13 protein-coding genes are annotated in these 13,216 nt (G+C 70.7%); 11 read left to right on the plus strand and 2 right to left on the minus strand.

Annotated features, from left to right (window positions below):
- Positions 1-79 precede the first annotated feature (79 nt).
- The 5 genes from ABZT02_RS19625 (at position 80) to ABZT02_RS19645 (ending at position 7,172) form a co-directional block, all read left to right on the plus strand.
- The gene (locus tag ABZT02_RS19625) at positions 80-493 is read left to right on the plus strand and encodes a PaaI family thioesterase (protein ID WP_356019216.1); all 414 of its coding nucleotides are present in this window, start codon (positions 80-82) and stop codon (positions 491-493) included.
- 450 nt (positions 494-943) lie between these two features.
- Positions 944-1,159 (plus strand): hypothetical protein, encoded by a 216-nt coding sequence (locus ABZT02_RS19630; protein ID WP_020117167.1) that lies wholly within the window; start codon positions 944-946, stop codon positions 1,157-1,159.
- Positions 1,160-1,331: 172 nt separating this feature from the next.
- The gene (locus ABZT02_RS19635; RefSeq protein ID WP_356019217.1) at positions 1,332-2,138 is read left to right on the plus strand and encodes an HlyD family efflux transporter periplasmic adaptor subunit; all 807 of its coding nucleotides are present in this window, start codon (positions 1,332-1,334) and stop codon (positions 2,136-2,138) included.
- On the plus strand, positions 2,135-4,357 hold the full coding sequence (locus tag ABZT02_RS19640) for an NHLP family bacteriocin export ABC transporter peptidase/permease/ATPase subunit (RefSeq protein ID WP_356019218.1): 2,223 nt from the start codon (positions 2,135-2,137) through the stop codon (positions 4,355-4,357). The genes ABZT02_RS19635 and ABZT02_RS19640 overlap by 4 nt, the downstream gene beginning before the upstream one ends.
- A gap of 1 nt (position 4,358) precedes the next feature.
- Positions 4,359-7,172, plus strand: coding sequence for an NHLP bacteriocin export ABC transporter permease/ATPase subunit (locus ABZT02_RS19645; protein WP_356019219.1), 2,814 nt, complete (start codon positions 4,359-4,361; stop codon positions 7,170-7,172).
- A 12-nt stretch (positions 7,173-7,184) separates the two neighbouring features.
- On the opposite strand, the gene ABZT02_RS19650 is transcribed toward ABZT02_RS19645, so the two are convergent.
- Together ABZT02_RS19650 and ABZT02_RS19655 are read right to left on the minus strand one after the other, a co-directional pair.
- Positions 7,185-7,694 (minus strand): SRPBCC family protein, encoded by a 510-nt coding sequence (locus ABZT02_RS19650; RefSeq protein WP_356019220.1) that lies wholly within the window; start codon positions 7,692-7,694, stop codon positions 7,185-7,187.
- Positions 7,695-7,700: 6 nt separating this feature from the next.
- Positions 7,701-8,045, minus strand: a complete 345-nt coding sequence (locus ABZT02_RS19655; RefSeq protein WP_356019221.1) for a metalloregulator ArsR/SmtB family transcription factor — start codon at positions 8,043-8,045, stop codon at positions 7,701-7,703.
- A 176-nt stretch (positions 8,046-8,221) separates the two neighbouring features.
- On the opposite strand from ABZT02_RS19655, the gene ABZT02_RS19660 reads away from it, so the two are divergent.
- From ABZT02_RS19660 to ABZT02_RS19685, 6 genes are all read left to right on the plus strand, one after another.
- Complete coding sequence (locus ABZT02_RS19660; protein ID WP_356019222.1) at positions 8,222-9,724, plus strand: MFS transporter; 1,503 nt, start codon at positions 8,222-8,224, stop codon at positions 9,722-9,724.
- 175 nt (positions 9,725-9,899) lie between these two features.
- Positions 9,900-10,910, plus strand: a complete 1,011-nt coding sequence (locus ABZT02_RS19665) for a Ppx/GppA family phosphatase (protein ID WP_356019357.1) — start codon at positions 9,900-9,902, stop codon at positions 10,908-10,910.
- A gap of 23 nt (positions 10,911-10,933) precedes the next feature.
- Positions 10,934-11,104, plus strand: a complete 171-nt coding sequence (locus ABZT02_RS19670; RefSeq protein WP_356019223.1) for a hypothetical protein — start codon at positions 10,934-10,936, stop codon at positions 11,102-11,104.
- A 57-nt stretch (positions 11,105-11,161) separates the two neighbouring features.
- Entirely contained in the window at positions 11,162-12,175 is a 1,014-nt protein-coding gene (locus tag ABZT02_RS19675; protein ID WP_356019224.1) for an iron-containing redox enzyme family protein, read from the plus strand.
- A complete protein-coding gene (locus tag ABZT02_RS19680; RefSeq protein ID WP_356019225.1) occupies positions 12,176-12,862 on the plus strand; it encodes a HemK2/MTQ2 family protein methyltransferase in 687 nt (228 codons plus the stop codon).
- The gene (locus ABZT02_RS19685) at positions 12,843-13,052 is read left to right on the plus strand and encodes a CDGSH iron-sulfur domain-containing protein (RefSeq protein ID WP_356019226.1); all 210 of its coding nucleotides are present in this window, start codon (positions 12,843-12,845) and stop codon (positions 13,050-13,052) included. Before ABZT02_RS19680 ends, ABZT02_RS19685 begins: the two co-directional genes overlap by 20 nt.
- The last annotated feature ends 164 nt before the right edge of the window (positions 13,053-13,216 follow it).

The following is a 13,216-nucleotide window of genomic DNA, read 5'->3' on the forward strand; positions in this document are numbered from 1 at the left end:
GTTTCTTTACGCCCCGATTGCCACGCCGATTCGGCCACGGGCCGTGCCGGGCGGGCCGCGGGCGGGAACAATCCCCCATATGACGATGACGCCCGCCGAAGCCGACAAGATCCTCGCCGACAACTTCGCCCCTTGGGTCCTCGACCTCGCGCTGCGCGTCGAGTCGCTCGGCGAAGACCACGCGGTCCTGCGTCTGCCCTGGTCACAGCGGATGGCCCGGGAGGGTGGCGCGCTGTCGGGCCAGGCCCTGATGGCCGCCGCCGACACCGCCACCGTGCTCGCCGTCTCGGCGGCCCGGGGTGCCTACGGACCGATGACGACGGTGCAGCAGTCCACCAGCTTTCAGCGGGCGGTGACCGGTTCGGATGTCCTGATCAAGGCGGTCGTCACCAAGCTGGGCCGCCGCATGGCGTTCGCCGACATCACGATGACGGACTCCGTGACGGGTGACCTCGCGGCCCGGGCGAGCACGGTCTACGCACTTCTGGGCTGACACGCTCAGCAAGCGGTCGGCGACAGCGGGTGGTGAATGGCGTCCCGAATCCCCTCTCCAGCGAATCTGCACATCGACTGCGCAACCAAGTCACCGGAAGCGGGAGTTCTGCACAACCGCGGGCCGGCGCCCATGCCATTGGCGAGGTGTGTCGCATTCGGCACGACGACGACAAGGGCCCCTTCACGCCGCCGTGACATCACATGTGAAGAAGTCGGCACCACCGCGTGCGCAAGCCTGCACGGATGGAGCCTTCTGTGCCTCAAGTTGCCTGGTGAGGCGGGTGGTTAATTGGAAGGGCGGAGCGGCGGCGTGCTTTGATCCATCGCACCGCAGGGCCGACGGGGTTTCCGGAAACGGGATCCCGCGCCATGCGATTGCGGCCATCATCTGTCCCCAGAGGGGGCCGCTCCCCCCTTGTGAAATACCCATACGAAGGGAAGTTCCATCATGAACTCCACCCCCCAGGTTGAGACCGTCGAGATCTCGGACGCCGACCTCGACAACGTCTCCGGCGGCCTGCAGCTGAACGCCCTCGGCACCGTCACCGGCCTGGTGGACGGCGTTGCCCCGGTTTCCGGCCTGGTCAACACGGTCGTCGGCACGGTCGAGGGTGTGACCGGCCTCAACACCGCCCCGGTCACCGGCCTGGTCGCCGGTCTCTGATCACCTTCTCCGTGATCTGATCACTGTCATGTGGTCGACCCGTCCCGGAGCCGCAAACCGGCGGTTCCGGGACTCTTGGGTGCCGTAAATCCGGCCGGCTCGGACGAGTCGGTCCTTTGTCATTGGCAGCACGCGTAGCAATGCGCACGCTTTCGCAGGTGAGGGAAGACCCGTGCAGTTCCGCCAACAGGCCCTCGCCAAGCTCCAGTCACCGGAGGAGCTCGACCTTCCGGTGCGTTTCGCCCGTCCCCAGGGCTGGCTCGTGATGTCCGTGACGGTGGTCGTGATGGCCGCCGCCTCCGTGTGGGCGGTGACCGGCTCGGTCGCCTCCACGGTGAGCGCGCCCGCCATCCTCACGCACGGGCAGGGCAGTTACATCCTGCAGAGCCCGGTCGCGGGCCAGGTCACCCAGGTGATCGCCAAGGAGGGCACCCGGCTGCCCGCGAACTCCCCCGTACTGAAGGTCCGTACGTCCGAGGGCGACACCGTCGTCCGCACGGTCGCCGCGGGCCGCCTCACCGCTCTGGCGGCCACCATCGGGCAGATCATCTCGACCGGCGCGAACGTCGCCGCCGTGGAGAAGGTCGCGCACGCCTCCGATCCGATGTACGCCACGGTGTACGTGCCCGCCGAGAACGCGGCCTCCATTCCCGAGAACGCCGCCGTGGACCTGACCGTCTCCTCGGTGCCCACCCAGGAGTACGGCGTGCTGCGCGGCCATGTGAAGTCGGTGGACCGCTCGGCCCAGTCGGCGCAGCAGATCGCCGCGTTCCTCGGGGACAGCCAGCTCGGCGAGCAGTTCACCAAGGACGGCCGGCCGGTCGCCGTACTCGTGAAGCTGGACAAGTCCAGGGCCACCAAAAGCGGTTACCAGTGGTCGTCCGCGGACGGCCCGCCGTTCGCCCTCACCTCCATGACCGTGGCCTCGGGTTCGATCCGGCTGGCCGATCAGCGTCCCGTCGATTGGCTGCTGCCGTGAGCACCGCACAGGACACCCGGAGCAGACGCCGCTCCGCCCCGCCCAAGCGCCCGGTCCCCAAGGGCAGGGCGAAGACGGTCCGTACGCCCACCGTCCTCCAGATGGAGGCCGTGGAGTGCGGTGCGGCCTCCCTCGCGATGGTGCTCGGCCACTACGGCAAGCACGTCCCGCTGGAGGAGCTGCGCATCGCCTGCGGAGTCTCCCGGGACGGCTCGCGCGCCAGCAACCTCCTCAAGGCGGCCCGCAGTTACGGTCTGACGGCCAAGGGCATGCAGATGGACACGGCCGCGCTCGCCGAGGTGAAGACGCCGGCGGTGCTGTTCTGGGAGTTCAACCACTACGTGGTCTACGACGGCATGGGCCGCCGCTTCGGCCGCCGCGGGGTCTACATCAACGACCCCGGCAAGGGCCGCCGTTTCGTCCCGATGGAGGACTTCGACGGCAGTTTCACCGGTGTCGTGCTGGTGATGGAGCCCGGCGAGGGATTCACCCGGGGCGGCCGCAAGCCGGGCGTCCTGGGCGCGATGCCGGCCAGGCTGCGCGGCACCGCGGGCACCATGCCGGCGGCGGTGCTGGCGAGCCTGCTGCTGGTGCTGGTCGGCGCTGCCACTCCCGCGCTCTCCCGCACCTACATCGACATGTTCCTGATCGGCGGGCAGACCTCGCTGCTCGGCGTGCTGTTCACGTCGATGGGCGCCTGCGTGGCCCTGACCCTCGCCCTGACCTGGCTCCAGCAGGCGAACCTGCTGCACGGCCGCATCATCTCCTCGACCCTCTCCAGCGCCCGCTTCCTGCGCCATCTGCTGCGCCTGCCGGTGACGTTCTTCTCCCAGCGCAGCCCGGCCGACCTGGTGCAGCGCCTCCAGTCGAACGACCAGGTGGCCGAGACCCTGGCCCGCGACCTGGCGGCGGCGGGCGTCGACGCGGTGGTCGTCATCCTGTACGCGATCCTGCTCTACACCTACGACCCCCAGCTCACGTATGTCGGCATCGGTGTGGCCCTGCTGAACGTGGTGGCCATGCGGGTCGTCATCCGGTTGCGGGCCACCCGTACGGCGAAGCTGCGCGCGGACAGCGCCCGGCTCACCAACACCGCCTACACCGGCCTTCAGTTGATCGAGACCATGAAGGCGACCGGCGGCGAGGACGGCTACTTCCGCAAATGGGCCGGGCAGCACGCCACCACCCTGGAGGAGCAGCAGCGGCTCGGCGTGCCCAGCGCCTGGCTGGGTGTGGTCGCGCCGATGCTGGCCACCTGCAACAGCGCCCTCATCCTGTGGATCGGCGGTATGCGGGCGATCGAGGGCGGCATCTCCGTTGGTCTGCTGGTCGCCTTCCAGGCCCTGGTCACCCGCTTCACCGCGCCGATCACCCGCCTGAACGGCGTGGCAGGGCGCATCCAGGACTTCGCGGCGGACGTGGCCCGCCTGAAGGACGTGGAGAACTTCAAGGCCGACCCGCTCTACGACCGTCCCGGCGCCGGCGACTCCACCCGGCGGCTGCACGGCCATGTCGAGCTGCAGAACATCACCTTCGGCTACAACCCGCTCGACAAGCCGCTGCTCAGCGGCTTCGACCTGACCGTGGGCCCCGGTCGGCAGGTGGCGCTGGTCGGCGGCTCCGGCAGCGGCAAGTCGACCGTGTCCCGGCTGATCTCGGGCCTGTACGCGCCCTGGGAGGGCGTGATCCGTATCGACGGACAGCGCCTGGACGACATCCCGCGCGGCGCGCTCGCCTCCTCGGTGTCCTTCGTCGACCAGGACGTCTTCCTCTTCGAGGGCTCGGTCCGCGACAACGTGGCGTTGTGGGACCCGTCGATCCCGGACGACGCCGTGGTGGACGCGCTGCGGGACGCGGCCCTGTACGACGTGGTGATGCGGCGGCCCGGCGGCATCCACAGCAGGGTCGAGCAGGACGGCCGCAACTTCTCCGGCGGCCAGCGTCAACGCCTGGAGATCGCGCGGGCGTTGGTCCGCAGGCCCAGCATCCTGGTCCTCGACGAGGTGACCAGCGCGCTGGACGCGGAGACCGAGCAGATCGTCATGGACAACCTCCGCAAGCGCGGCTGCGCCTGTGTGGTGATCGCGCACCGGCTCAGCACCGCGCGCGACAGCGACGAGATCGTCGTACTGCAACACGGCACGATCGTCGAACGCGGGCGGCACGAGGAACTGGTGGCGCGCGGCGGCGCGTACGCGGCGCTGGTCAAGGAACGGTGAGATGACTACCGCACACGAAGGGGATGTGGTCCTCACCTCCCTCGGTCAGATGGGTACGCGCATCGACTGCGCCGGATTCAGCCGCATCGACCTCGAAGGCCCGCAGGTGCTGTGGCTGGTCGTGTCGGGCGCGGTGGACCTGTTCGCGGTGGACGCCGAACAGCAGGGCCACTGGCACCACCTGGGCCGTCTGGAGCCCGGCGCGCTGCTGCTCGGCCCGGTGGCAGGGCCACAACACACCTTGGTGGCACGGCCCTTGCGGGACTGCGTCGTCCACCGCATCGGTCTGCGCGAGCTGTACGAGCCCGCGAACACCCAGACGTGGTCGTACGACGAGTACGGCAACCCCCAGTACGTGCCGCCGACGACGAGCCCCCTGGAGTACGCCCTCGCGCTCGGTGTGGGCCGGAGCCTGTCCATCCTCTTCCAGGCCCCGATGGCCGACGAGCGGGCCGCCGCCCCGACCGACGACGACGTGTTCTGGATGCAGGTGCCGCCGGGCAGTGTGCAGTACGGCTCGCTCTACGGCGCCGAGGCGGCCGCCGACCTGCTGATGGACCCGGGGGTCTGGCAGTCCATGGTCGACCAGCAGTACCGGCTGCTGACCACGCTGGACCGCTGGATCGAGCAGCTGGAGCGCACCCACGAGACCCGGACGGCGGCCGGTATCAAGGCCGGTGAGGCGGTGCGCGCCCAGGCCGACCGGACCCTGCTGGCGTCCATCGGCAGATCGAAGCAGCGCGCGACGACGGCCGACGCCGACGCGAGTTACGCGGCGTGCAAGCTGGTCGCCGACGCGGCGGGGATCCCGCTCGCCGAGAACGCGCACAGCGGCACCGAGAGCGACCGTCTCGATCCGGTCGAGCGGATCGCCCTCGCCTCCCGCGTCCGGATCAGGTCGGTGCGCCTGGACGGTCGTTGGTGGCGGGACAACGTGGGCCCGCTGGTGGGTCACCGGGCGCTGTCGGGCGCGCCGGTCGCGTTGCTGTGGCGGCGCGGCGGCTATGTGGCCGTGCATCCGGCGACGGGCCGCGAGACGCCGATCGAGAAGGACAACGCGGAGGAGTTCGAGCCGCGCGCGGTGATGTTCTACCGCCCGCTGCCCGACCGGAAGCTGAGCCCGCTGGGGCTGGTCCGGTTCAGCATGCGCGGCACCGGCGGCGATGTGACGAACCTGCTGCTCAGCGGTCTGGTGACGGTGGCGATCGGCGCGCTGGTGCCCATCGCGACCGGAAAGGTGCTGGGCGAGTTCGTGCCGAAGGCGCAGACCGCCCTGATCGTGCAGGTGTGTCTGGCCGTGATGGTCAGCGGTGTGGTGACGGCGGCCTTCATGCTGCTGCAGAACCTCACGATGCTCCGCCTGGAGGGCCGTATCGAGGCGACCCTCCAACCGGCTGTCTGGGACCGGTTGCTGAGGCTGCCGACGAAGTTCTTCACCGAGCGCTCGACCGGTGAACTGGCCAGCCAGGCCATGGGCATCAGCTCGATCCGCCGGATGATGGCGGGCATCGGCCCGACGGTCGCCCAGTCGGTGACCGTCGGCGCGATGAACCTGGGCCTGCTGTTCTGGTACAGCGTGCCGATGGCGATGGCGGCGATCGGCATGCTCGTCGTCATCGCGGCCGGCTTCCTCGGGCTCGGACTGTGGCAGGTGCGCTGGCAGCGGCGGCTGGTCGTCCTCGGCAACAAGCTGAACAACCAGGCCTTCCAGACCCTGCGCGGTCTGCCCAAGCTGAGGGTGGCGGCGGCCGAGAACTACGCGTACGCGGCCTGGGCCTCGGAGTTCGCCCGCAGCCGCGAGCTCCAGCAGAAGGTCGGCCGGATCAAGAACCTCACGTCGGTGCTGGGCTCGGTGTATCTCCCGCTGTGCACCCTGCTGATGTTCATGCTGCTCGCGGGCCCGGCGCGCGGTTCGATGTCGGCGGCGGAGTTCCTCACCTTCAACACCTCGGTGACGATGCTGCTGACCGCGGTCACCTCACTCACCGGCGCCTTCGTCTCGGCGGTGGCCGCGCTGCCGCTGTTCGAGGAGATCAAGCCGGTCCTGGAGGCGCAGCCGGAGGTCCGCACCGCGAGTACCCGCCCTGGACCGCTCACCGGGGCGATGGAGGCCCGCAGGCTGTCCTTCCGCTACTCCGACGACGGTCCGCTGATCCTCGACGACGTGTCCTTCGAGATCCGTCCCGGCGAGTTCGTGGCGATCGTCGGGCCGAGTGGCTGCGGCAAGTCGACCCTGCTCAGGCTGCTGATCGGCTTCGACCGCCCGGTGTCCGGGAGTGTGTTGTACGACGGCCAGGACCTGGCCGCCCTCGACCAGTCGGCGGTGCGCCGGCAGTGCGGTGTCGTGCTCCAGCACGCCCAGCCGTTCACCGGCTCCATCCTGGACGTCATCTGCGGCACCGAGCCCTACACGCCCGAGGAGGCGATGGCGGCGGCCGCGATGGCGGGGCTCGCGGAGGACATCCAGCGGATGCCGATGGGCCTGCACACCATCGTCTCGGGCAGCGGGGCGATCTCCGGCGGCCAGCGCCAACGGCTCATGATCGCCCAGGCGTTGATCCGGCGGCCGCGGATCCTCTTCTTCGACGAGGCGACCAGCGCCCTGGACAACGACACCCAGCGCACGGTCATCGAGTCCACCAAGGCCCTCAACGCCACCCGGATCGTCATCGCGCACCGGCTGTCCACGGTGCTGGACGCCGACCGCGTGATCGTGATGGAGAACGGCAAGGTCGCCCAGCAGGGGCCGCCCGCGCAGCTCCTCGCGGACACGGGCGGGCGGCTGCACGAGCTGGTGCGCCGGCAGATGGCCTGAGCGGGACTCTCCTCAGTCCATCCCCGGGACCGGCGCTCCGGAGGGGACGCCTGCGTCGGCGTACGCCTGGTAGAGCTCCTTCCACTGCGGCCGTTCCAGGCGCCCCCCGCGGGCGCGGGCGTCGAGAGCGGCGAGGCACACGTCCCAGCCGGCGCCGTTGCGGGCGGCGGTGTCGGCGGCGCTCAGCACGTTGGTGAGCGTGAAGCGGGTCCGCTTCTCGTCGAGCGGCTCCAGGTCGAAGCGCAGTTCGTCGCCGCCCCACTCGAAGGAGAGGTGCCGGGGCTCGTCGACGGCGACGACCCGGCCCGTGGAGTCCTCCATGTGGGGGTCGCCGCTGAACCTGACCGTGCCGCCGGGGCGCAGGTCGATCTCGGCGCGGGACGGGAACCAGTGGGCGAGCTCGTCGGCGTCGGTCACGAACTGCCAGACGCGTGCGACCGGATGGTCGTAGGTGCGGGTGAAACGGACGGCCGGTCGGCCGTCGTCCAGGGTCAGGTAGGTGCCGGTGAGGTCTGCGGCCATGGTGGATCAGTCCTTCGGGGCGGATTCCTCGGGGGTGGTGGGCGCCGTCTGGTCCAGGCGGTCGCCGAGCGCGTCCAGGCTCGTGTTCCAGAGCTTGCGGTAGGGGGCCAGCCAGGCGTCCAGTTCGGCGATCGGGCCCGGGTCCAGGGCGTAGACACGCCGCTGCGCGTCCTGCCGTACCCGGACCAGGCCCGCTTCCCTGAGCACCTTCAGATGCTTCGAGGTGCTCGGCTGGCTCAGTCCGCACGCCTCAACGATCTCCCCGACGGGCCGGGGCCGCTCCAGGAGCAGCGCGACGATGGCCCGACGGTGGGGGTCGGCGAGGGCGGCCCAGAGCGCGGTGTCGGACATGATCCCAATATGCCTCGCCGGTTATATGCCAGTCAAGGCATGCAGTCGGGAAGCCATGGACGGAGCCCCTCCAGCGAAACGTTGCCGTTTCGCTCGGAGTACTCTAATCTCGACGTGTACGAAACCGTTTCGTTTATGAAGCGGCGAGTCCAGCCGACTTTCCCTGGAGTTGTTCCATGTCCCAGAAGACTCTGACCGAGAGTGGTCCGGGGGGTGCCGTGAAGGCACCGGCCGACGCTTCGGCCAAGCGATGGTGGATCCTCGCCGTCGTCGCGCTCGCGCAGCTGATGGTGGTCCTCGACGCCACCATCGTGAACATCGCCCTCCCCTCGGCCCAGGCCGACCTCGGCTTCTCCGACGGCAACCGGCAGTGGATCGTCACGGCCTACGCGCTGGCGTTCGCCTCCCTGCTGCTGCTCGGCGGCCGGATCGCCGACCTCTTCGGGCGCAAGACCGCCTTCCTCGTCGGGGTCGTCGGCTTCGCCGCCGTCTCCGCCCTCGGCGGCGCCGCCACCAACTTCGAGATGCTGGTCACCGCCCGTGCCCTGCAGGGCGCCTTCGGCGCACTCCTCGCACCGGCCGCGCTCTCCCTACTCAACACGACGTTCACCGACGCCCGCGAGCGGGCCAGGGCGTTCAGCGTGTACGGCGCCATAGCCGGCGCCGGCGGCGCGGTGGGCCTGCTGCTCGGCGGCGTCCTGACCGACGCGCTCGACTGGCGCTGGACCCTGTACGTCAACGTCGTCATCGCCGTCGTCGCCTTCGCGGGCGGCTGGCTGCTGCTGCACAACCACCGTGACGCCGCGAACTCCAAGCTGGACGTGCCCGGCACGCTGCTGGTCGCGGCCGGTCTCTTCTCCCTGGTGTACGGCTTCTCCAACGCCGAGACGCACGACTGGGACTCCCCCGCGACCTGGGGCTTCCTGTTCGCGGGCGGCGTGCTGCTGGCCGCCTTCGCCTGGTGGCAGACCCGCGCCGCCCACCCGTTGCTGCCGCTGCGCATCCTGCTCGACCGCAACCGGGCGGCCTCCTTCCTGGCCGTGCTGATCTCCGGCGGCGGCATGTTCGGTGTCTTCCTCTTCCTGACCTACTACCTCCAGCTGAACCTGGGCTTCAGCCCGACCAAGACCGGTGCGGCCTTCCTTCCGATGGTCGCCGCGCTGATGGTCGCGGCCCAGGTCAGCACCACGATGCTGGTCCCCAGGATCGGGCCGAAGGTGGTCATCCCGGTGGGCTTCGCGGTCGCCACGGTCGGCATGGCCTGGCTGACCGGGATCGGCGTCGGCTCCAGCTACGTGTCCCACGTACTGCCGCAGCTGATCGTGATCGGCTTCGGCCTCGGCCTGGTCATGCCGCCGGCCATGCAACTGGCCACCGGCGGGGTCGCGGCGGAGGACGCGGGAGTCGCCTCCGCCACCGTCAACGCCATGCAGCAGGTGGGTGGTTCGATCGGTACGGCGCTGCTGAACACACTGGCCGCGAGCGCCGCCACCGACTACCTGGCCGGCAAGGACCCGACGAACAAGCTGGTCCAGGCCCAGGCGACGATCGAGAGCTACACCACCGCCTTCTGGTGGTCGGCGGGCCTCTTCGCCGCCGGCGCGCTGATCGCCTTCCTGGTCTTCCGACGCGGGGTGGCGGAGCAGGACCCGGACGCCGCACCCGTCGTACACATGTAGCCGCCGCAGCAGGAGCCGCCGGTTCCGGAGGGCCGCCGTCAGCAGGGAGACGGCGGCCCTCCTCGCTGCCCCGCGCCACCGCAGTCGACGGGCGGTGCCCGGACGGTGGCCGAGAGCGACGTCCTGCCGGGACGCCGGACGTTGAAAGGGGTGCTCCGTGGGTACCCACAGGGCCATGCGGATAAGCGTGGTGGATGTGGGGTCGAACACCGTCCGGCTGGTGGTGGCGGACGCCGAGGACGGGGTGCCACTACCGGTCCACACGGCGAAGTGGCGGCTGAGACTCGGCGATCATGTGCGGCCGGGCCAACCGATACCCGAGGAGGCCGTGGAACGGTTGGTGGAGGCGGTGGAAGGGGCGAGCCGGACCGCCGCCAGGTGGGGAGCGGCCGGACCGCTGGCCTTCGCCACCGCGGTCGTGCGCTCGGCGCCGAACCGTCAGGAGGTGCTGCGCACCGTCCGCACCCGCACCGGCGTCGGGCTGTACACCCTGCCCGGCGAGGTGGAGGCGGAGCTCACGTTCCTCGGGGCGCGGCGCTGGATGGGCTGGCGCGCGGGGCCGCTCGCGCTGTTCGACATCGGCGGCGGATCCCTTGAAGTCGCCTTCGGACGCGGCCGGTTGCCGGACTACGTGGCGTCGCTGCCGCTGGGCGCGGGCCGGCTGACCCACGAGTTCTTCGAGGGGCAGGATCCGCCGCCGCCGGAGGCGGTGCGGGCACTGCGCCGCAAGGTCCGCCACCAACTGCGGGACGTGGCCTCGCGGATCCGCTGGGAGGGACCGCGCACCGCGGTGGCCACCTCGCGCACCTTCGAGCAGTTGGGGCGGCTGTGCGGGACTCCGCCCGGGCGGCGCGGACCGTTCGTGGAGCGCCGGATGCACCGCGCCGACCTGCGGGAGGCCATCGAGTGTCTGGCCGCCCTCCCGGCCGCGCGGCGGGCCGAACTGCCCGGCATCTCCGCTCCGCGCGCCGCGCAGAGCCTGGCCGGTGCGGTGGTGGGGCACACGGCGATGAAACTCACCGGGATCAGAACCGTCACCATCTGCCCCTGGGCGATCCGCGAGGGAGTCCTGCTGCGGCACATCGAGGACGGCGCCTCCTGGTGGGCCGAGATCGCCCGCCGCAACGAGGAGGACACCGTTCCCGCTGAACCGGTACCTCTGCGTATCGCCGCCGTCACCACCTGAACGAACAAGAGAGGGAGACAGTCGTGCCGGAGAAGAAGCAGAAGCCCGACACCGCTCTGGACGAGGTCCTGCACGAGTTCGAGGACGCCGAGAAGCGCGTCGGGGACTCCGACGAGAAGCGGGCGCACCGGGGCGAGGCCGGGGACGCGACCACCCCCAATGAGCGTGCCCAGGAGGAATCCGCAGGACAGTGACCCCGGACCGGCCCGGGCGGCAGGGGTGACCCGTCGCCGCCCGGGTACCCGGGGGCCATGCCTCAGGACCCACAAGAACCACAGCTGCCGCCGGCCCGGGGCCCGGTCTCCGCCGCAGTCCAGGAGTATCTGCTCGGCGCCGGACCGCTGCCGGATCACGAGACCGTCGCGAGGGCGGACGTGTACGGCGCCGACCTCCAGCTGGCCCTTTACCTCTGTTACGAACTGCACTACCGCGGGTTCGCGGGCGTCTGTGCCGACCACGAGTGGAACCCGGACCTGCTGCACACCAGGGCGGCCCTGGAACACCGCTTCCTGTCCGCCCTGCGCACGGACACCCCGGTCCACGACAGCGTCGAGGACGCGCTCGCCGGGCTCCTCGTGGAGCCGGTCGACGGCACGGGAGTCAGCCATTTCCTGAGCAAGGAGGGCGAACTGTGGCAGGTGCGTGAGTACGCGGCCCAGCGCTCGCTCTACCACCTCAAGGAGGCCGACCCGCACGCGTGGGTGCTGCCGCGGCTGTGGGGCCGGGCCAAGGCGGGCATGGCGGCGGTGGAGTTCGACGAGTTCGGCGGCGGCCGCGCCGACCGCGTCCACGCCCTCCTCTTCGCGAACCTGATGACGGACCTGGGCCTGGACACGACGTACGGGCACTACCTGGACGCGGCTTGCGCGGAGATGCTCGCGACGGTGAACCTCATGTCCCTGCTGGGCCTGCACCGCAGCCTGCGCGGAGCTCTCGTGGGCCATTTCGCGGCGGTCGAGATCACCTCCTCACCCGGCTCCCGGCGACTCGCCGAGGCGATGCGCCGCACCGGCGCGGGACCGGCCGCCGAGCACTTCTACGACGAGCACGTCGAGGCGGACGCCGTTCACGAGCAGGTCGTACGCCACGAGGTGATCGGCGGTCTGCTGGCCGAGGAACCGCACCTCGCCGCCGACGTCGCCTTCGGTATCGACGTCACCGGACATGTCGAGGACCGGCTCGCCGAGCGCCTGCTGCGCGACTGGGCCGACGGACGCTCGACCCTGCGCACGTCCTCGCTTTCCGAAATTCACCATATTTCCTGAATGCCGGGGTACTGGGGCAAGGTGAGATCACTGAACCCCCCTCTGGTCCTCCCCGGTGTCTACAGCCCGCAGGAGGACACCGCGCTGCTGGCCGGAGCCCTGTCCGAGGAACCGCTGCCGCCCGGCGCGGACGTACTGGACGTGGGCACCGGGACCGGTGCCCTCGCGCTCCAGGCGGCGCGCCGGGGCAGCCGGGTGACCGCGGTCGACGTGTCGTGGCGGGCGGTGTGCACGGCCCGGGCGAACGCCTGGCTGACCGGCGCGTCGGTCCAGGTCCGGCGCGGAAACCTCTTCAACCCCGTGCGGGACCGGTCGTTCGACCTCATCCTGACCAATCCGCCCTACGTACCGGCGCCGACGGACGTCCGGCCGCCGCGCGGGAGGGCCCGGGCCTGGGACGCGGGCCACGACGGGCGGTTCGTGCTGGACCGCGTCTGCCGGGAGGCACCCGCCCTGCTGCGCCCGGGAGGAGTGCTGCTGATCGTGCACTCCGAACTGAGCGACTCCGGACAGACGGTCGGACATCTGCGCGCGGCAGGCCTCAAGGCCGCCGTGACCCGTCGTCACCGCATCCCGTTCGGACCGGTGCTGCGCACCCGGACGGACTGGCTGCGCCGACGGGGTCTGCTCTCCGCAGCCGACGAGAAGGAAGAGTTGGTGGTCGTCCGTGCCGAACTCCCCCTCTGACTCCGACCGGCCGTGCCGCATCCGAGTCCAGCACCGCGGCCCACTGCTCGTGGAAGGCCCCGTGGAAGTGGAGTTGGAAGACGGCACCACCGTCGCCTCCGACCGCTTCCGGGTGGCCCTGTGCACCTGTCGGCGCAGTCGTCGTTATCCGTGGTGCGACACCAGCCACCGGGAGCGGACCCGCTCGTAGACAGCGCGTCAGGTGGTCGGCGTGGCGCTGTTGCAGTGACCCGAGGGTCCGGCGGACGGCCCCACTCCGTCCGCCGGCCCTCGGTTCGGGATCACGGGATTCCGTGAGAGGGGCGGCACTCCCCAACTGCGGGCCCCTCGGGCAGGTCACGGGCACCACGCGAC

Source organism: Streptomyces sp. NPDC005402 (assembly GCF_040606575.1).
GTDB lineage: Bacteria > Actinomycetota > Actinomycetes > Streptomycetales > Streptomycetaceae > Streptomyces.